We start from the raw sequence: 16,855 nt of genomic DNA on the forward strand, positions 1-16,855 counted from the left end.
TCTGTTGTTTCAGGGCAAAGAGCTTTCGTCCTCCTGCGGAGGCCGAGCTACTTTCTCTTTGCGTGGCCACGTGCACGCAGGATGCGTGCACGAACAGCGAAGCTGGCCCGAAGGGCGGAGGGCAGGATGCCCGGAGTAAAGAGAAAGATAACCAAAGAGAAAACGACACCCCGCTTGGCGCTTGCCGGGCCTCCTGCCCGGCAAGCGCCAAGCGGGGTGTCGTTTTCTCTTGGTTGCTTCTCTTTTGGACAAGCAAAAGAGAAGTAACTCGCCCTCCGTAGGAGGACGAAAGCTCTTGCTTCAAAAAAAGAATCTCTCACAAGAGACCCCGAAAACCAAAAGCTCAGCGCAGCGCCCACTCGGTGATGATTCGATGGATTTCATCCAGCCCGTCGAACAACGCCGCCGGTCCAGGCTGCAAAATGATCGGCGACTTGATCTCGTGCAATTCGCCCTGGAGCACCGCGGGAATGGTGTCCCACCCCGGCCGTGCCGCCACCTTCTCCGGCCGGAAGCGCTTGCCGCACCATGAGCCGAGGATGATGTCCGGCGCGCGCCGCACCACCTCATCGCCATTCGGCAGGATGCGCTGCTTCGCCAGTGGCTCGCGGGCCAGTTCGGGGAAGCAGTCGTCGCCGCCGGCGATGCCGATGACCTCGGCAACCCAGCGAATGCCGGTGATGATCGGCTCGTCCCACTCCTCGAAATACACCTTCGGCCGCCGCGGCAATTGCGCAACGGCAACGCGAATGTCGGCGATGTGCTGCTCGGCGCGCTGCGCGTAAACCTCGGCCTTTTCATGCGCGCCCACCATCGCACCGAGCCGGCGGATATAAGCGAGGATGCCGTCGACGCTGCGATGATTGCTGATCCACACCTCGACGCCTGCCTTGATCAGCTCGCGCGCGATATCGGCCTGGATGTCGGAAAAGCCGATCGCCAGATCGGGCTCGAGCTTGAGGATCTCGCCGATCTTGGCGCTGGTGAAGGCGGAGACCTTCGGCTTTTCCTTGCGTGCCCGCGGCGGGCGCACGGTGAAACCGGAAATGCCGACGATGCGCGCCTCCTCGCCGAGCGCGTACAGCACCTCGGTCGGCTCCTCGGTGAGGCAGACGATGCGTCGAGGAAAGTGGTCGGTCGAGCGGGGTCCCCGCGCCGCTTGGTCGTTCATGCGCTCAGTGGCCCAGCACGGTTACCGTGACCTTGCGCTGATGCGGATCCAGGCGATGCTCCCAGAGATAAATGCCTTGCCAGGTACCCAGCAACAATTTGCCGCCATGCACCGGTACGGTGAGGCTTACGCCGGTGAGGATCGAGCGGATGTGCGCAGGCATGTCATCGGGGCCTTCCGCATCGTGTTCGAACAGCGGGTCGCCATCAGGCACCACGCGGGCGAACCAGCGCTCCAGATCGTCGCGCACGCCGGGATCGGCATTTTCGCCAAGCAGCAACGAGCAACTGGTATGCGCGGTGAAAATATGAGCCAGGCCAACCTGCACATGGCTGCTGGCCGCGGCATCGGCCACCTGCGCGGTGATGTCGCTGAAGCCGCGGCCGCGCGTGTGCACGACGAAGCCGCCCTGCGCCACATGCTCGGCGGGCAGCGGACGGGTCATGGATACAACATCCGACTGGTCCAGGTCTGGCCGTGGCGGCTCCAGCGTACCCGCTCATGCAGGCGGAACTCGGCGCCGTACCAGAATTCCAGCATGTCCGGCTCCACCACGTAGCCGCCCCAATGCGGCGGTCGGGTCACTTCACGACCGTCGAATTCCGCTTCATAGCGCGCCACCCGCTGCTCGAACGTGTCGCGATCGGGCAAGGTCTGCGACTGCAGCGAAGCCCATGCACCGATCTGGCTCTGCCGCGCACGGCTGGCGAAATAGGCATCCGATTCCTCGTCCTGCAATTTGCGCGCGGCCCCTTCCACCCGTACCTGCACGCCATCGCGCAACTGCTTCCAGTGGAAGCACAGCGCCACCTGCGGATGGGCTTCGAGCTGGCTGCCCTTGTCGCTCTGGTAATTGGTGTGGAAACGGAAGCCGCGCTCGTCAGCGCCCTTGAGCAGCACGATGCGCGAGGCAACCCGGCCGGAAGCATCGACGGTGGCCAGGTTCATGGCTGTCGGCTCGCGGTCGCCGCTGGCCTTGGCTTCATCCAGCAGGTGCAGGAAGGTGTCCAGAATCTCGGAGTTGAGCATGGTGTTTGAAACTTTCCTTTTGCATCGTGGCCGACTCGCGCCATCATGGCGCGGATGAACCTGACCGATGATAGTGCAATGCCCCATTCATCCCGTAGCACTTCAGCAAGCCTGGCGATGGCATTCTCGGTCGCCGGATGTGAAGACGCCCACGACGGCTCCGCAAGCGCATCCGCCCGACCCGGCCGGCCATTGGCCAAAATCCCTCCCGGATCGACGGTGGCCTTAGGATGATGTCCCACGCCGACATGCAGAACGAAGCGCTCGCAGGTCATCTTCTCGACCAGTACGCCGGGCGCATCGCCCGCTCGCGACGCCCTTACATCCTGGGCCTGTCCGGCCTGCAAGGCAGCGGCAAGAGCACCCTGGCGCGGGTGATGAAGGCCCAGGCCGAGGCACGCGGCTGGGCTACCGAGGTGCTCTCGCTGGATGACTTCTATTACGCCCGCAGCGACCGCGAGGCACTGGCCCGCGATGTCCATCCGCTGCTGCGCACCCGCGGCGTCCCGGGTACACACGAGATCGAACTGCTGATGTCGGTGCTGGCCGCCCTGCCGAATGCCTCGGACAAATTGCCGGTGACACACCCACGCTTCAACAAGGGCCGCGATACCCGCTTTTCGCCGTCGCGCTGGCCGCGCGTCACGCGGCCGCCGAAGCTGGTCATCGTCGAGGGTTGGGCCCTTGGCGTGCGGCCGCAACTGCAGGCCGCGCTGGCCACGCCGATCAACGAACTGGAAGCCCGCGAGGACCCCGATGGCAGCTGGCGTCACTGGGTCAACAAGCAATTGCGCGGCTACCAGCCTTTATGGCGCAAGTTCGATGCGCTGATCGTGCTGCAGGCGCCGAACTGGGCCATCGTGCGCCGCTGGCGTGGCGAACAGGAGCAGGACCTGCTGGCGCGGCATGCGCCGTTGGCCATGGACGCGACGGCCATGGAGCGTTTCCTGGCCCATTTCGAACGCCTCAGTCGACATGCCTTGGCGACGCTGCCGGCATTGGCCGACACCTGCGTGGAGTACGACGACGATCGTCATGTGACTGGGCTCAGTCACGGTTGATCGGGGAACGGGGAACGGGGAACGGGGAACGGGGAACGGCAAGAGCGTCGCACAGCCCGGTCCTCGGGGTCTCCAGCTTTTGTTCCCCGTTCCTATGGTCAATCGACGACGAAGCTGACCTTCATGTTGACCCGCCATTCCGTCACCGTGCCGTCGTCCGACGTGACCACCTTTATCTCGTTGACCCAGGCGCCCTTGATGTTCTTCACCGACTCTGCGGCCTTGCGCAGGCCGTGTTGCACGGCGTCCTCCATACTCTTGGCGGACGAGGCGTTGATTTCGATGACCTTGGCTACCGACATGGCGTCAATCTCCTTCAAGTCGTGCGAGCGGCACGCTGCGCCTCCCCGTTCCGAAGCCCGAGTCTGCCCCGCCGCGGCGCACAAGGACAAGCCGCACTGCAAAATCACGTCACGTTGACGATTCGACCTGCACGGCCGTGCCGTAGGCGAGCACCTCGGTGACTCCCTGCGCCACCTCGTTGGCGTCGTAGCGCATCGCCACCACGGCATTCGCGCCCATCGCGGCCGCGTGTTGCAGCATGAGCTCGAACGCTTCTTCGCGCGACCTTTCGCACAGCTCGGTATAGATCGAGATATTGCCGCCGACCAGGGTCTGCAACGCAGCGCCAATGTTGCCGACCACGCTGCGCGAACGCACCGTGATGCCGCGCACGATCCCCAGCGAGCGCACGATCCGGCAGCCCGCAATCTCGTTGGTGGTGCTGACCTGGTGGTGCGAAACGGAGTTGGCCATTTCAGTTCTCCCGAACCGTGGTTGAAGGGGTGGGTGATTCGGCATCGAGCAGCGCCGCATAGCCCGCACGCGCATCCGGCCATTGCGGCACGAAACCGCTGGCACACAACCGCGCGTGGCTGAGGCGCTTGCTGCCGACCCCGGCTGGCGCCGAACCTTCGGCAACCGGCGGGATGCCGAGCAAACCAGTGAGATGGTCGTACAACACATCGAGCCGCAACGGTGTGTTGTCCACGCCCAGGTACAGCGACTGCGGCTGGGGCAGCGCGAGCAAATGCACGATCGCCGCCGCGGCATCGTCGACATGAATGCGATTGGCCCAGTGCGGCAGGGTGCGCGGCACCGCCGCCCGTCCGGCGCGCAGGCGTTCGAGCAGTTGCAATCGCCCCGGTCCGTACAGTCCGGCCAGCCGCAACACGATCGAGGTCACCGGTTGCGCGGCCAGCAGTTGTTCGGCCTCGAGCAACACCGCGCCATTGAATCCGCGCGGCACGGCCGGCGTGTGCTCGTCCACCCAATGGCCGCCCTGCTCGCCGTAGACCGCGCTGGAGGAAACCAGCAAGACACGCTGCAAGGACTGGTGTCCGAGCGCACCGAGCAGATGCTGCAGGCCATCCACGAAGGTCGCGCGATACGCCGCCGGCTCGCGCCGATCCGGCGTCGGCAGATACACCAGCCGGGTGATCCCGCGCGGGAGGTTGCGCAAGCTTTCCGGTTGGGTCAGGTCCGCAGACAGCCAGTGAATGCTGCCATGGTCCAGCATCGGTGGATGACGTCGCAGCGCCCACACCTCGTCGCCACGCGCGAGCAAGCGCTGTGCCACCCGCAGGCCAAGGTCACCGCAACCTGCCAGCAATACCCGTTCTTTCGTCACCGCTTCGCCCCCGGACATCGCATATGCCCTGTTAGCATTTGCCCATGAACCCGTCGCACAACCTCTTCATCATCGGTCCGACCGGCGCCGGCAAGACATCGATCGGGCGCCGGCTTGCCGCGCATTATGGCCTGCCGTTCGTCGACCTCGACCAGGAGATCGAACGCCATTGTGGCGTGAATGTGCGCACGGTGTTCGATATCGAAGGCGAGGCCGGTTTTCGCCAGCGCGAAAGCGCCCTGCTGGACGAGTGCAGCCGCCAATCCGGCGTGCTGCTGGCCACCGGCGCCGGCGCCGTGCTGGCCGAAGCCAATCGCCGGCATTTGTGCGGGCGCGGTTACGTGGTGTGGCTGCAGACGACCATCGAACAGCAGCTTGAACGACTGGAGCGCGACCATCACCGCCCGCTGCTGGCCGTCGCTGATCGGAACCAACAGCTGCACGCGATGGCACGCATCCGCGAACCGATCTACCGCGAACTCGCCGACCTCGCCGTGCCCGGCGAACACGGCAGCGTCGCCGCCGCCAGCGAGCGCTGCATCGCGCTGATCGACCGGCATTGGCGACACCCCCCCTCCTCCGAGCCTCGGCAAACCGCATGAACCGCCCCGCCATCCAGACCATCACCGTCGCCCTCGGTCGGCGCAGCTATCCGGTATGGATCGGCAGCGGCCTGCTCGCCGACCACGCGCGCTGGCGCGCGATGCTGCGTGGCCGCCATGCATTGGTACTCAGCAACACCACGGTGGCACCGCTGTACCTGTCGCGCGTCGAAGCGGGACTCGAAGGCATGCACTGGTCACCCTTCCTGCTCGACGACGGCGAGGCGCACAAAACATTTGCCAACGTCGGCCGCGCACTGGAGGCGCTCGGACAACTCGGCGCCACCCGTGACGCCTGCGTGATCGCGCTGGGCGGCGGCGTGGTCGGCGACCTGGCCGGCTTCAGCGCGGCGTGCTGGATGCGCGGCATCGACTTCATCCAGATGCCGACCACCCTGCTGGCGATGGTCGACTCCTCGGTCGGAGGCAAGACCGGGGTCAACCTGCCAGTCGGCAAGAACCTCGCCGGCGCATTTCACCAGCCGCGTGCGGTGATCGCCGACATCGACACCCTGGCGACCCTGCCCGACCGCGAATACCGCGCCGGTCTGGCCGAGGTGATCAAGGGCGCGGCAATCGGCGACGAAGCGTTTTTTACCTGGCTGGAACAGCACGCCGAGGCACTCGTCGCACGTGACCCCGCCACCGTGCTCGAAGCGATCGCGCGCAAGGTCCGCTACAAGGCCGGCGTAGTCGCCCGCGACGAAACCGAACAGGGCGAACGCGCCCTGCTCAACCTCGGCCACACTTTCGGCCACGCGCTGGAGACCGCCGGCCACTACACCGTCTTGCTGCACGGCGAAGGCGTGGCGATCGGCATGCTGCTGGCCGCAAGGTTGTCCGAGCGCCTCGGCATGAGCGAACCGACCGACACCGGCCGCCTGCAGCGCCTGCTGGAAACCCTTGGCCTGCCCACGGCGATTCCACCAGGCATGGATGCGCAGCAATTGCTGGCACTGATGCGACTGGACAAGAAGAACACCGCCGGCGCCCTGCGACTGATCCTGTGGCGCGGCATCGGCCGCGCCGAAATCGTCGCCGGCGTAAACGAAGCCGACGTACTCACCGTCCTGTAGGAGCCCGCTCGCGGGCGCTGCTTTTTTCTCGGAATTCGCAAGAGCATCGCTCGCGAGCGGGCTCCTGCACAGACAAACCGCTCGGCTGCGCCTGCGGCATTCGGGGCCGGGGCTCGCGCGCGCAAATCCTATAAACTGTGCCGTCCGCCGCGCTCCATCCCTGGAACCCATGCGCCTCTACCTGCAAACCGTGCCCGGCAGCACCGAGGCACCACGCTACGTCCAGATCACGCTGGAGCAGGACCTGCTCGGCGGCTGGACGCTGTATCGCGAATCGGGCACCCAGGGCGGCCGTGCCACGATGAAGCGCGAGCAGTTCCTGGAGCGCGACGAGGCGGTTGCCGCCTTCGAGAAAGCCCGCGACGCCCAGCTCAAGCGCGGCTTCCGCCTGATGTTTGCCCAAGGGCTTGAAGGCCCGTACGGACGTTGACTGAAATGACTGACGTGTTGAAGAACGACCGCTTCCTGCGCGCGTTGCGCCGCGAACCCACCGACACCACGCCGATCTGGGTGATGCGCCAGGCCGGCCGCTACCTGCCCGAATACCGCGCCACCCGCGAACGCGCCGGCAGCTTCATGGGCCTGGCGCAGAACCCCGAGTATGCCTGCGAGGTGACCCTGCAGCCGCTGGAGCGCTTCGATCTCGACGCCGCGATCCTGTTCTCCGACATCCTCACCATCCCCGACGCGATGGGGCTGGGGCTGTCGTTCGCCCACGGCGAAGGCCCGCAGTTCGCGCGCCCGGTGCGCAGCGCCGCCGACGTCGCAAAGCTTGCCGTACCCGACATGGACGGCGAGCTGCGCTACGTGATGGACGCGCTGCGCCTGATCCGCCGGGAGCTGCACGGCCGGGTGCCGTTGATCGGCTTTTCCGGCAGCCCATGGACGCTGGCCTGCTACATGGTCGAAGGTCACGGTTCGAAGGATTTCGCCACGCTCAAGGCGATGTGCTGGAACGAACCCAGGCTTGCCCATCGAATGCTCGACATACTGGCGCAGTCCGTCGCGCACTACCTGATCGCCCAGGCCGCCGCCGGCGCGCAGGCGCTGATGATCTTCGACACCTGGGGCGGCCTGCTCGGCCCTGCCCCGTTCCGCGAATTTTCGCTGCGCTACATGGGGCAGATCGTCGCTGCGCTGAAAGCCGACGCTCATGCGCGCGAACTGCCGGTGATCCTGTTCTCCAAAGGCGCCGGCCAGCATCTGGCGGACATGGCCGATACCGGCTGCGCCGCCCTCGGCGTCGACTGGACCATGAACCTCGCCGATGCGCGCGGCGCCGTCGCCGGCAAGGTCGCCCTGCAAGGCAACCTCGATCCGGCCGTGATGCGCGCCAGCCCGGAGGTGATCCGCCGCGAGGCCCGCGCCGTGCTGGACAGCTACGGCAACCATCCCGGCCACGTGTTCAACCTCGGCCACGGCATTACGCCGGAAGTCGATCCGGAGCACGTGAAGGTGCTGGTGGACGAAGTGCACGCTTACGGGCGCATCCTTCGCGGTAACTGAGCAACACCTCCAGGGAGTCGACTGATGGCATGGCTCGTCACCAAGTACCTGATCACCGCGGCCGTCGTCGTGCTCGTCTCCGAAGTCGCCAAGCGCAGCGACCGCCTCGGCGGCCTGTTTGGCGCGCTGCCGCTGGTCACTGTTCTGGCACTGATCTGGCTGTACGTCGAGCACCAGCCGCAGACGAAGATCGCCAACCACGCCTGGTACACGTTCTGGTACGTCGTGCCGACGCTGCCAATGTTCCTGGCCTTTCCGCTGCTGCTGCCGCGCCTGGGCTTCTGGCCGACGCTGCTCGCCTGCGTGGCGATCACCGTGGTGTGCTTCTGGCTGTTCGCACAGCTGGTGCGGCGGTTCGGGATCGAGCTGCTGTAGTGACTTCCTCACACTCTGTCGCCCTTGCCTCGGCTGCTCGGGGCGCCACCCCTTTTGGCAGCCCAGCCCCCGCCCCGTACAATCACCGCTTTACCCCATGCAAAGCGCGCCCCGCGCGCGCCACTGAGCCCTGTCCCGATGGAAAAGAGTTTCGAACCCGCCCAGATCGAGTCGAAGTGGTACGAGCGCTGGGAAGCCAGCGGCGCGTTCCAGCCATCGGGCCAGGGCGAGCCGTATTGCATCCTGCTGCCGCCGCCGAACGTCACCGGCACGCTGCATATGGGACATGCGTTCCAGCAGACGGTGATGGACATGCTGGTGCGCTACCACCGCATGCGCGGTTTCAACACGTTGTGGCAGGTCGGCACTGACCACGCCGGCATTGCCACGCAGAAGATCGTGGAGAACCAGCTGGCGGTCGAAGACAAGACCCGGCATGACCTCGGCCGCGACGCATTCGTCGAGCGGGTGTGGCAGTGGAAGGAGGAGTCCGGCTCCACCATCACCAACCAGATGCGCCGCATCGGCGCCGCCGCGGACTGGTCGCGCGAGCGCTTCACCATGGACGAGGGGCTGTCGGCCGCGGTGCGCAAGGTGTTCGTCGACTGGTATCGCGCGGGCCTGATCTACCGCGGCAACCGGCTGGTGAACTGGGATCCGGTGCTGGGCACGGCGGTTTCCGACCTCGAGGTGAACAACGTCGAGCGCGACGGCCACATGTGGTCGATTCGCTATCCGGTGGTGGGCAGTGACGAATCGCTGGTGGTTGCCACCACGCGCCCGGAAACCATGCTGGGCGACGTCGCCGTGGCCGTGCACCCGGAGGACGAGCGCTACGCGCACCTGGTCGGCAAGACGCTGAAGCTGCCGCTGACCGATCGCGAGATTCCGGTGATCGCCGACGACTACGTCGACAAGGACTTCGGCACCGGCTGCGTGAAGATCACCCCGGCGCACGACTTCAACGACTACGCGATCGGCCAGCGCCACCAGCTGCCGCCGATCACCATCTTCACGCTGGATGCGAAGGTCAACGACAACGCGCCGCAGAAATACCGCGGCCTCGACCGCTACGACGCGCGCAAGGCCGTGCTGGCCGATCTCGAAGCGCTCGGCCTGCTGGTGGAAACGAAGGCACACAAGCTGCAGGTGCCGGTGAGCCAGCGCTCCGACGCGGTGATCGAGCCGATGCTGACCGACCAGTGGTTCGTCGACCTGACTTCGGACGTCCAGAAGGATGGACGTCCCGGCGGCCGCAAGGCGATCACCGAACCGGCGCTGGACGCCGTGCGTTCGGGCGAAATCAAGTTTGTGCCGGAAAACTGGAGCACCACCTACACGCAATGGCTGGACAACATCCAGGACTGGTGCATCAGCCGCCAGCTGTGGTGGGGCCACCGCATCCCGGCGTGGTACGACGAGGCGGGCAACATCTTCGTCGGCGAGGACGAGGCGGACGCGCGCGCCAGCGCCGGCACCGCGCCGGTCGGTGCGCTGCGCCAGGACGACGACGTGCTGGACACCTGGTTCAGCTCCGCGCTGTGGCCGTTCTCCACGCTGGGCTGGCCGGCGAACGGCCCGGTGAAGAACGAGCGCGGCGAGATCGTCGCGAACTGGGAGCAGGACAAGATCTTCCTGCCCAGCGCCGTCCTGGTCACCGGCTTCGACATCATCTTCTTCTGGGTCGCGCGGATGGTGATGGCAACCAAGTACTTCACCGGCCGCATCCCGTTCCGCGAGGTCTACATCAACGCCATCGTGCGCGATGCCGAAGGCCAGAAGATGTCCAAGTCCAAGGGCAACACGCTGGACCCGCTGGACCTGATCGATGGCATCACGCTGGAACCGCTGGTGGAGAAATCCACCAGGTCGCTGCTGATCCCGCAGGTACGCGCCAAGGTCGAGAAGCGCATCCGCAAGGATTACCCCGACGGCATCCCCGCGATCGGCACCGACGCGCTGCGCTTCACCTTCGCCGCGCTGGCCAGCTACAGCCGCACGATCAACTTCGACATCAAGCGCGCCGAGGGCTACAAGGCGTTCTGCAACAAGTTGTGGAACGCGGCGCGGTTCGTGCTGATGAACCTGCCGGAAGGCGCGATCGCCGCGCCGGCCGGTGCGCCGGTGACCGAAGCCGAGCGGTGGATCCTCACCCGCCTCAAACAGACGCTGGGCGAAGTCGAACAGCATTTCGCCAGCTATCGCTTCGATCATCTCGCACAGGCGCTTTACGAGTTCACCTGGAACGAGTTGTGCGACTGGTTCCTCGAATTGGCCAAACCTGCCTTGAACGGCGACGACGCAGCGGCAGCTGCATCCACCCGCCACACCTTGCTGGTGGTCCTGGAAAGCGTGCTGCGCGCGCTGCATCCGGTGATCCCGTTCATCACCGAGGAAATCTGGCAATCGGTGGCAGAGTTGTTTTTGCGCTCCTCCATGAGCGCGAAGAACAAACCGCCATCCATGCCGGACTCTTCGAGAGAGCGGCTCATTCTCGACTGCACGTACCCCCTCGCCGCGGATTTCGTGGCGGACGACACGGCGACAGCCGAGATCGAGTGGTTCAAGAATGTGCTGAGCGGCATTCGCAGGATCCGCTCGGAGATGAACATCTCGCCGGCCAGGACAATCCCGCTGCTGCTCGCCGACGGCGACGCCAGCGATCGCGCCCGCGTGGCGAAGTTCTCCGCACAGATCGCCTTCCTCGCCCGAACCGAAACGCCGCAGTGGATCGAAGCCGGCGCGGAAGAACCCGCCGCCGCCGCGGCCGTGGTCGGCACACTGCGCGTGCTGATCCCGCTCGCCGGGCTGATCGACCTGGGCGCCGAGAAAACGCGCCTGGCCAAGGAAATCAGTCGCATCGAGGTCGAGATCAAGAAGTGCGAAGGCAAGCTCGGCAACGCGAACTTTGTTGCCAACGCGCCAGCCGAAGTCGTTACCCAGGAGCGTCAGCGCATCGCCGACTGGAATACCACGCTGGGTGCGCTGCGCGAGCAGGCGGCGAAGTTGCAAGGGTGAGCCGTTGCTCCCCTCTCGCGCCTGCGGGAGAGGGCGCGCTTGCTCGCCCTCATGCGTCGAGCAAAGAACCTTTGCCTCTACTCGATATGGCCTGCGGCCATATCGAGCATATTGAGCGCCATCACGATCGCATCCTCGCGCCCGTCGCGCGCGGGGTAATAACGCGGCCGCCGGCCGATTTCGGTGAAGCCCACCGACTCGTACAGAGCCTTGGCCAGCGGATTGGACGGCCGCACTTCGAGAAACACCCGTTCGGCCCCATTCCAGCGTGCGATGTCCAGCAGGCGGCCGAGCAGATGCCGGCCCAGTCCGCGGCCACGGTAATCCGGCGCGATGCAGATATTGAGCACGTGGGCCTCGCCGGCCCCCATCGACAGGATGCCGTAACCGGCGATCGCCTCGCGCACGCACAACACCCAGCAGGGGTGGCCGGCCTTCACGCAGTCGCTGAAGATGCCTGCCGACCAGGGGAACTCGTAGGAGATATTTTCCAGCGCGCTGACTGTCGCCAGGTCCTCGCTGCGCATCCCGCGCACCTGGATCACCGGTTTGACCACCGCGGCCATCGCGCTCAACCGCCTGTCGCGGCCAGTGCACGGCGCACGCTGCGCAACGCACTCCACAACCGGCGCTTGGCACCGGCACTGGTCAATACCAGGGACGGCTCGTCGGCCAGCACGATCACGGCCTGGTGCATCCGGGCCGCCGGCAAGGTGCGTCCCAGCGCGTGCGCCTGCGCCTCGCCGAACACCAGATAGGCCTGCGCCGATGGCACCCCCGCGGCAAGCTGGCCAGCGTCGACCGTGACCCGCGCCGAACGCGCAAGCAGGGGCCCGCCGGCATTCAGGGCACGCCCCAGCAAATCGAGTTCGCGCGTGCTGCAGCCTTCCGGAAGCACCACCACACAGCCCGTTCCCATCGCCGGCATGAACTGGTCGCGCTCGGCAACCACCTGCGGCATCTGAACCTGCGGCTCGGGCGTGCCGCGCCGCACCCACGGCGTCATGCCCAGCGCGCGCAATACGCGGTCGCGATGGCCGGGTGTCGCCGACTGGCGCAGATTCGCGTTCATGCCGGATTGCGCCGTGCACGGCGGCGGTGCGTGGTCAGGCCCCATACCGTCAACACGGGACCGGACAGCAGGTAGATCGTGAACCCCACGAACAACACCCGGGGCGTATCCAGGATCAGCAGCGCCAGCAGCAATACGGCGCCGACCATCCATGCGAAGGGTACGCGCTGGCGCTCACCCAGGGGCAACGACTTGAAACTGAAATAGCGAAACCTGCTGACCATCAACAAGCCCGTCACGATGGCGATCACCGGAGTGATGAAGCAGAAGTCGCTGCCGGCCAGGCCGAACTTGTCCACGCTCCACACGAACGACATGCACACCGCCGCCGCGGCCGGGCTGGCCAGGCCCTGGAAATAACGCTTGTCGGCCACGCCGACCTGGGTATTGAAGCGCGCCAGCCGCAACGCGGCGCAAGCGGCGTAGATGAACGCGGCGGCCCAGCCCAGCTTGCCCCACAGCGGGCCGTAGTCCTTCAGCGCAGACAGCGACCACGTATACATCACCAGCGACGGTGCCAGTCCGAAACTGACCAGATCGGACAACGAGTCGTACTGCACGCCGAACTCGGTCTGGGTGCCGGTCATTCGCGCGACCCGGCCGTCCATGCCGTCCAGCACGGCCGCGAAAAACACTGCTATCGCGGCCTCGCCGTAACGACCGCCGATGCTGGCGATAATCGCGTAGAAACCCGCAAACATCGCGCCGGTAGTGAACAGGTTGGGCAACAGGTAAATACCCCGATGCCGCGGTGGGCGGACTGGCATTGGCTCGCTCATGAATCAATCCGTGACAGGATGCGCGCAGTGTAAACCATCGGCTGCTTGAGTCCGGGTGAGCACAGTGATAACAAGGTGAACCAGAATTCAACGTGAAATGGAGAACACCATGCACCGTTCCCTGATCGCCGTGGCGCTGCTGTTGCTGGCCCCGCTGGCCACCGCCCAGGTCTACAAATGGACAGACGCCAGCGGCACCGTGCATTACTCGCAGGCGCCCCCGGCCCAAGGCACGAAATACAGCCAGGTGAAGACCAACGGCACTGTGGATGCACCCGCTCCGGCACCGGCGACGATCCCCACCGCCGAGTCTTCTCCCGAGACGACGGCCCAGCCTGTCGCCGATACCCCTGAAAATCGCAGCAATCTGTGCAAATCGCTCCAGGCCAACCTTGCCGCGCTCAATGGCAGCGCACCGGTGGTCATGCAAAAGGGCGGCAAATCCACCGCGCTCGACGACAGCCAACGCAAGCAACAGATCGCCGCCGACACCGCCCAGTACAACCAGTATTGCCAGGCCAGATGAAGCCTTGACGGGCGTTGCCGGCGTCAGGGCTGCGGCTTTTCTTCCATCGCGAGTCCGGCACATGCATGCCATCGCTGGCATGCACCCTGCGGGCCAGCCTGCGGCTGTCGTTCAATTCCGCTCCCAGCGGATTTGTCCGGACCAGCTTACGTCAATCAGCCACTTGCGTGCCCGATCCGCGACCGGGTATCGGGCAACCGCTCCTGCGTTGCCTCAACACGGGGATGCCCTCGCCATGGCCGGGCTTCCAGGTTGAACAGTCAACCTCTCATTGCGCAGGCGTGCATGCGCAGCCCGGCGGTGGCCCGCTACAATCGGCATCTTTATCACGCCGGACGTACCGCATGCGCCTCAGCCAATTCCACCTGGCCACCGTCAAGGAAGTGCCCGCCGACGCCGAGATCACCAGCCATCGGTTGATGTTGCGGGCCGGCATGATCCGCCGGCTCGCCTCCGGCCTGTACACGTGGAGCCCATTGGGCCTGCGCGTGATGCGCAAGGTGGAGCAGATCGTGCGCGAGGAAATGGATCGCGCCGGCGCGCTGGAAATGCTGATGCCGTCGATCCAGCCAAAGGAACTGTGGGAAGAAACCGGCCGCTGGCAGAAATTCGGCGATCAGTTGCTCAAGATCACCGATCGCAAGCAGCAGGAATTCTGCTACGGCCCGACCCACGAGGAAGTGATCACCGATTTTGCCCGCAACGAGCTGAAAAGCTACAGGCAACTGCCGATCGTGTTCTACCAGATCCAGACCAAGTTCCGCGACGAGTTTCGTCCGCGTTTCGGGGTAATGCGCGCGCGCGAATTCCTGATGAAGGATGCCTATTCGTTTCACCTGAGCCAGGAGTCGCTGGCCGAAACCTATGCAGCGATGTACCAGGCCTATGTGCGCATTTTCACCCGCCTGGGATTGACCTTCCGCGCGGTCCAGGCCGATACCGGCGCCATTGGCGGCAATGCCAGCCACGAATTCCAGGTGATCGCCGATGCCGGCGAGGATGCCATCGCCTTCTCCGACGGCTCCGATTACGCGGCCAATCTGGAAAAGGCCGAGGCGCTGGCGCCGACCAGTCAGCGTCCGGCGCCCGCCATCGCCCTGCAGCGTGTCGACACACCCGCCCAGAAGACCATCGCCGAGGTCTCCGCTTTCCTCAAGGTATCGCCGCAGCAATGCGTGAAGACCCTGCTGGTGCGCGGCCGCGATGGCCTGGTTGCGCTGTGTCTGCGCGGCGACCACGAGATCAACGCGGTCAAGGCCGGCAAGCTGGCCGAGTTGCCGGACGAATCGGTGCTGGCCAGCGAGGAAGAAATCCTCGCCGCCACCGGCGCCCGCCCCGGCTTCATCGGCCCGGTCGGCCTGCCCGATTCGATCCCCGTGATCGTCGACCGCGATGCCGCCGTACTCGCAGACTTCGTCTGCGGTGCCAACGTCGACGGAATCCATTGCACCGGTGCGAACTGGGATCGCGATGCACGCGTCAGCCGCATCGCCGACTTGCGCAGCGTGGTCGACGGCGACCTCTCGCCGGATGGCAACGGCGTACTGCATATCGCCCGCGGCATCGAAGTGGGCCATGTGTTCCAGCTCGGCCGGAAATACGCCGAGGCACTCGATGCCACCGTCGTTGACGAGACCGGCAAGCCGCAGGTCATGACCATGGGTTGCTATGGCATCGGCGTCAGCCGCATCGTGGCTGCCGCCATCGAGCAGCGCCACGACGATGCCGGCATCATCTGGCCCGAGGCAATGGCGCCATGGCGGGTGGCCGTATGCGTGATCAATCCGAAGAACGTCCCGGCCGTCGCCGCGGCAGGCGAGGCGCTGTACCAGGCATTGAGCCAACGCGGCATCGAAACGGTACTGGACGATCGCGGCCTGCGTGCGGGCGGAATGTTTGCCGATATCGAGCTGATCGGCATTCCGCACCGCGTCGTGGTCAGCGAGCGGGGGCTGGCTGCCGGCACACTGGAATACCGTGCGCGCGAAGACAGCGAAAGCCGCGCGCTCAGCCAGGAAGAGCTGTTCAGCCTGCTGCACTGAGACCGCATCACGCATTAATCGAAGCGGCCGCCCTGGGCGGCCGCTTCGCTATTCAATGCATCGAATCCGCGGCACCCATTATTCAATCGCCGCCTGATCGTCCGACAATCAAGCCGCTCATTTCGTTCGCCCGCACCAAGCCGGCAGCGCATGACAAACTTCGCGAGCTTCAAAGTGGCGCGTGTCGGCGCGCGGAACCAAGAGCCTCGGCGAGGCAGTCTTTCGACTTCGCCTCGCCTTTTGCATTTGGGGAAATGCAGGCATTTCCTTCGCTGACCGAGTACCGGCACTAATCGAAAATCACTGTCAAAACCATTAACCACGTCTAATTGTGAAACCCAGCTCACAGGGCCGGCGCTTTACAACGATTCGGCGAATAAGCGAGAATAAGGCCTGCGACAATGCATTGCGGAAGGCTGCATTCCATAATAGCCATACCGAATAAATTCACGCCTCACCCCCGGGAGCCCATCATGGCCGTCGATATCAAGAACCTAAACCACAACCAGCTCAATGACCTGATCAGCAAGGCACAGGTTCGCCAGAACGAACTGCGCAAGGAAAAAGTCGCCAAATTGCGCGAAAAGGTACACGCGATGATCAAGGCCGAAGGTTATGCCTTCGAGGACATTTTCGGCAGCACCCGCGGCAAGGCCAAGCGCACCACCGGCACGGTCGCCCCGAAATACCGCAACCCGGCCAACCCGGCGCAGACCTGGTCCGGCCGCGGCAAGCGTCCGCACTGGTTCAACGATGCGTTGAAGGCCGGCAAGAAGGAAAAGGATCTGGCGATCTGATCGCTCGACCACCGTGTTGTTTCAATGAAAAACGCCGGCCTCGTGCCGGCGTTTTCTTGTCGGCTTCAAGGCAATACTGCATTCGCTTGAGCGGGCAGACACACGCTTGATTTCCCGTCCTGCAAAACAAGGATCAGGTCAGGCGGGGTGGCTTTCTGTTTTTGCCTGGGT

The 16,855-nt window shown here is 65.1% G+C and carries 19 protein-coding genes; 10 read left to right on the forward strand and 9 right to left on the reverse strand.

The window, feature by feature from the left end; all coding sequences use genetic code 11:
* Positions 1-343: 343 nt before the first annotated feature.
* The 3 genes from CIW53_RS06890 to pdxH are packed head-to-tail and all read right to left on the reverse strand — an operon-like array spanning position 344 to position 2,200.
* On the reverse strand, positions 344-1,171 hold the full coding sequence (locus tag CIW53_RS06890; RefSeq protein WP_149363938.1) for a cobalamin-binding protein: 828 nt from the start codon (positions 1,169-1,171) through the stop codon (positions 344-346).
* Between the two features lie 4 nt (positions 1,172-1,175).
* Positions 1,176-1,616, reverse strand: a complete 441-nt coding sequence (locus tag CIW53_RS06895; protein WP_149363939.1) for a secondary thiamine-phosphate synthase enzyme YjbQ — start codon at positions 1,614-1,616, stop codon at positions 1,176-1,178.
* Positions 1,613-2,200, reverse strand: coding sequence for a pyridoxamine 5'-phosphate oxidase (gene pdxH, locus CIW53_RS06900; protein ID WP_242451799.1), 588 nt, complete (start codon positions 2,198-2,200; stop codon positions 1,613-1,615). The genes CIW53_RS06895 and pdxH overlap by 4 nt, the downstream gene beginning before the upstream one ends.
* Before the next feature lie 230 nt (positions 2,201-2,430).
* Here pdxH and CIW53_RS06905 point away from each other — a divergent pair, with 230 nt between their 5' ends.
* Entirely contained in the window at positions 2,431-3,261 is an 831-nt protein-coding gene (locus tag CIW53_RS06905; RefSeq protein ID WP_149363941.1) for a kinase, read from the forward strand.
* Between the two features lie 98 nt (positions 3,262-3,359).
* Here the strand turns inward: CIW53_RS06905 and CIW53_RS06910 are convergent, their stop codons facing one another.
* The 3 genes from CIW53_RS06910 to CIW53_RS06920 all read right to left on the reverse strand — a co-directional run bounded on the left by CIW53_RS06910 (position 3,360) and on the right by CIW53_RS06920 (position 4,909).
* A complete protein-coding gene (locus CIW53_RS06910; protein ID WP_149363942.1) occupies positions 3,360-3,563 on the reverse strand; it encodes a dodecin family protein in 204 nt (67 codons plus the stop codon).
* Positions 3,564-3,672: 109 nt separating this feature from the next.
* Complete coding sequence (locus CIW53_RS06915) at positions 3,673-4,017, reverse strand: YbjQ family protein (protein ID WP_149363943.1); 345 nt, start codon at positions 4,015-4,017, stop codon at positions 3,673-3,675.
* Position 4,018: 1 nt separating this feature from the next.
* On the reverse strand, positions 4,019-4,909 hold the full coding sequence (locus tag CIW53_RS06920) for an NAD-dependent epimerase/dehydratase family protein (protein WP_149363944.1): 891 nt from the start codon (positions 4,907-4,909) through the stop codon (positions 4,019-4,021).
* Positions 4,910-4,935: 26 nt separating this feature from the next.
* On the opposite strand from CIW53_RS06920, the gene CIW53_RS06925 reads away from it, so the two are divergent.
* The 6 genes from CIW53_RS06925 to CIW53_RS06950 all read left to right on the forward strand — a co-directional run bounded on the left by CIW53_RS06925 (position 4,936) and on the right by CIW53_RS06950 (position 11,468).
* On the forward strand, positions 4,936-5,493 hold the full coding sequence (locus tag CIW53_RS06925) for a shikimate kinase (protein WP_149363945.1): 558 nt from the start codon (positions 4,936-4,938) through the stop codon (positions 5,491-5,493).
* A complete protein-coding gene (gene aroB, locus CIW53_RS06930) occupies positions 5,490-6,569 on the forward strand; it encodes a 3-dehydroquinate synthase (RefSeq protein WP_149363946.1) in 1,080 nt (359 codons plus the stop codon). Before CIW53_RS06925 ends, aroB begins: the two co-directional genes overlap by 4 nt.
* Positions 6,570-6,738: 169 nt before the next feature.
* Positions 6,739-6,999 (forward strand): WGR domain-containing protein, encoded by a 261-nt coding sequence (locus CIW53_RS06935; protein ID WP_149363947.1) that lies wholly within the window; start codon positions 6,739-6,741, stop codon positions 6,997-6,999.
* A 5-nt stretch (positions 7,000-7,004) separates the two neighbouring features.
* Positions 7,005-8,075 (forward strand): uroporphyrinogen decarboxylase, encoded by a 1,071-nt coding sequence (gene hemE, locus CIW53_RS06940; protein ID WP_149363948.1) that lies wholly within the window; start codon positions 7,005-7,007, stop codon positions 8,073-8,075.
* Between the two features lie 24 nt (positions 8,076-8,099).
* Entirely contained in the window at positions 8,100-8,450 is a 351-nt protein-coding gene (locus CIW53_RS06945) for a DUF3147 family protein (protein WP_149363949.1), read from the forward strand.
* Positions 8,451-8,588: 138 nt separating this feature from the next.
* Positions 8,589-11,468 (forward strand): valine--tRNA ligase, encoded by a 2,880-nt coding sequence (locus CIW53_RS06950; protein WP_149363950.1) that lies wholly within the window; start codon positions 8,589-8,591, stop codon positions 11,466-11,468.
* A gap of 77 nt (positions 11,469-11,545) precedes the next feature.
* On the opposite strand, the gene rimI is transcribed toward CIW53_RS06950, so the two are convergent.
* The 3 genes from rimI to CIW53_RS06965 are packed head-to-tail and all read right to left on the reverse strand — an operon-like array spanning position 11,546 to position 13,319.
* Positions 11,546-12,034 carry a ribosomal protein S18-alanine N-acetyltransferase gene (gene rimI / locus CIW53_RS06955; RefSeq protein WP_149364186.1) on the reverse strand — a complete coding sequence of 163 codons (489 nt, stop codon included), beginning with the start codon at positions 12,032-12,034 and terminating at the stop codon, positions 11,546-11,548.
* A gap of 5 nt (positions 12,035-12,039) precedes the next feature.
* The gene (locus CIW53_RS06960; RefSeq protein WP_149363951.1) at positions 12,040-12,540 is read right to left on the reverse strand and encodes a hypothetical protein; all 501 of its coding nucleotides are present in this window, start codon (positions 12,538-12,540) and stop codon (positions 12,040-12,042) included.
* Entirely contained in the window at positions 12,537-13,319 is a 783-nt protein-coding gene (locus CIW53_RS06965; RefSeq protein ID WP_149363952.1) for a phosphatidylcholine/phosphatidylserine synthase, read from the reverse strand. Before CIW53_RS06965 ends, CIW53_RS06960 begins: the two co-directional genes overlap by 4 nt.
* A gap of 109 nt (positions 13,320-13,428) precedes the next feature.
* Here CIW53_RS06965 and CIW53_RS06970 point away from each other — a divergent pair, with 109 nt between their 5' ends.
* The 3 genes from CIW53_RS06970 to CIW53_RS06980 all read left to right on the forward strand — a co-directional run bounded on the left by CIW53_RS06970 (position 13,429) and on the right by CIW53_RS06980 (position 16,684).
* Positions 13,429-13,845, forward strand: a complete 417-nt coding sequence (locus CIW53_RS06970; RefSeq protein WP_242451800.1) for a DUF4124 domain-containing protein — start codon at positions 13,429-13,431, stop codon at positions 13,843-13,845.
* Positions 13,846-14,189: 344 nt separating this feature from the next.
* Entirely contained in the window at positions 14,190-15,887 is a 1,698-nt protein-coding gene (locus CIW53_RS06975; RefSeq protein WP_149363954.1) for a proline--tRNA ligase, read from the forward strand.
* A 473-nt stretch (positions 15,888-16,360) separates the two neighbouring features.
* Positions 16,361-16,684: an H-NS histone family protein gene (locus tag CIW53_RS06980; RefSeq protein ID WP_149363955.1), complete on the forward strand. Its 324-nt coding sequence runs from the start codon at positions 16,361-16,363 to the stop codon at positions 16,682-16,684.
* Positions 16,685-16,855: the final 171 nt, after the last annotated feature.

This window comes from Rhodanobacter sp. T12-5 (genome assembly GCF_008329435.1).
Classification (GTDB): Bacteria; Pseudomonadota; Gammaproteobacteria; order Xanthomonadales; family Rhodanobacteraceae; genus Rhodanobacter.

What these genes read in the sequence shown, in the direction of transcription:
- CIW53_RS06890 (WP_149363938.1), bottom strand. Translation starts at nt 1,171, where the DNA reads ATGAACGACCAAGCGGCGCGGGGACCCCGCTCGACCGACCACTTTCCT.
- CIW53_RS06895 (WP_149363939.1), bottom strand. Translation starts at nt 1,616, where the DNA reads ATGACCCGTCCGCTGCCCGCCGAGCATGTGGCGCAGGGCGGCTTCGTC.
- pdxH (WP_242451799.1), bottom strand. Translation starts at nt 2,200, where the DNA reads ATGCTCAACTCCGAGATTCTGGACACCTTCCTGCACCTGCTGGATGAA.
- CIW53_RS06905 (WP_149363941.1), top strand. Translation starts at nt 2,431, where the DNA reads ATGATGTCCCACGCCGACATGCAGAACGAAGCGCTCGCAGGTCATCTT.
- CIW53_RS06910 (WP_149363942.1), bottom strand. Translation starts at nt 3,563, where the DNA reads ATGTCGGTAGCCAAGGTCATCGAAATCAACGCCTCGTCCGCCAAGAGT.
- CIW53_RS06915 (WP_149363943.1), bottom strand. Translation starts at nt 4,017, where the DNA reads ATGGCCAACTCCGTTTCGCACCACCAGGTCAGCACCACCAACGAGATT.
- CIW53_RS06920 (WP_149363944.1), bottom strand. Translation starts at nt 4,909, where the DNA reads ATGTCCGGGGGCGAAGCGGTGACGAAAGAACGGGTATTGCTGGCAGGT.
- CIW53_RS06925 (WP_149363945.1), top strand. Translation starts at nt 4,936, where the DNA reads ATGAACCCGTCGCACAACCTCTTCATCATCGGTCCGACCGGCGCCGGC.
- aroB (WP_149363946.1), top strand. Translation starts at nt 5,490, where the DNA reads ATGAACCGCCCCGCCATCCAGACCATCACCGTCGCCCTCGGTCGGCGC.
- CIW53_RS06935 (WP_149363947.1), top strand. Translation starts at nt 6,739, where the DNA reads ATGCGCCTCTACCTGCAAACCGTGCCCGGCAGCACCGAGGCACCACGC.
- hemE (WP_149363948.1), top strand. Translation starts at nt 7,005, where the DNA reads ATGACTGACGTGTTGAAGAACGACCGCTTCCTGCGCGCGTTGCGCCGC.
- CIW53_RS06945 (WP_149363949.1), top strand. Translation starts at nt 8,100, where the DNA reads ATGGCATGGCTCGTCACCAAGTACCTGATCACCGCGGCCGTCGTCGTG.
- CIW53_RS06950 (WP_149363950.1), top strand. Translation starts at nt 8,589, where the DNA reads ATGGAAAAGAGTTTCGAACCCGCCCAGATCGAGTCGAAGTGGTACGAG.
- rimI (WP_149364186.1), bottom strand. Translation starts at nt 12,034, where the DNA reads ATGGCCGCGGTGGTCAAACCGGTGATCCAGGTGCGCGGGATGCGCAGC.
- CIW53_RS06960 (WP_149363951.1), bottom strand. Translation starts at nt 12,540, where the DNA reads ATGAACGCGAATCTGCGCCAGTCGGCGACACCCGGCCATCGCGACCGC.
- CIW53_RS06965 (WP_149363952.1), bottom strand. Translation starts at nt 13,319, where the DNA reads ATGAGCGAGCCAATGCCAGTCCGCCCACCGCGGCATCGGGGTATTTAC.
- CIW53_RS06970 (WP_242451800.1), top strand. Translation starts at nt 13,429, where the DNA reads ATGCACCGTTCCCTGATCGCCGTGGCGCTGCTGTTGCTGGCCCCGCTG.
- CIW53_RS06975 (WP_149363954.1), top strand. Translation starts at nt 14,190, where the DNA reads ATGCGCCTCAGCCAATTCCACCTGGCCACCGTCAAGGAAGTGCCCGCC.
- CIW53_RS06980 (WP_149363955.1), top strand. Translation starts at nt 16,361, where the DNA reads ATGGCCGTCGATATCAAGAACCTAAACCACAACCAGCTCAATGACCTG.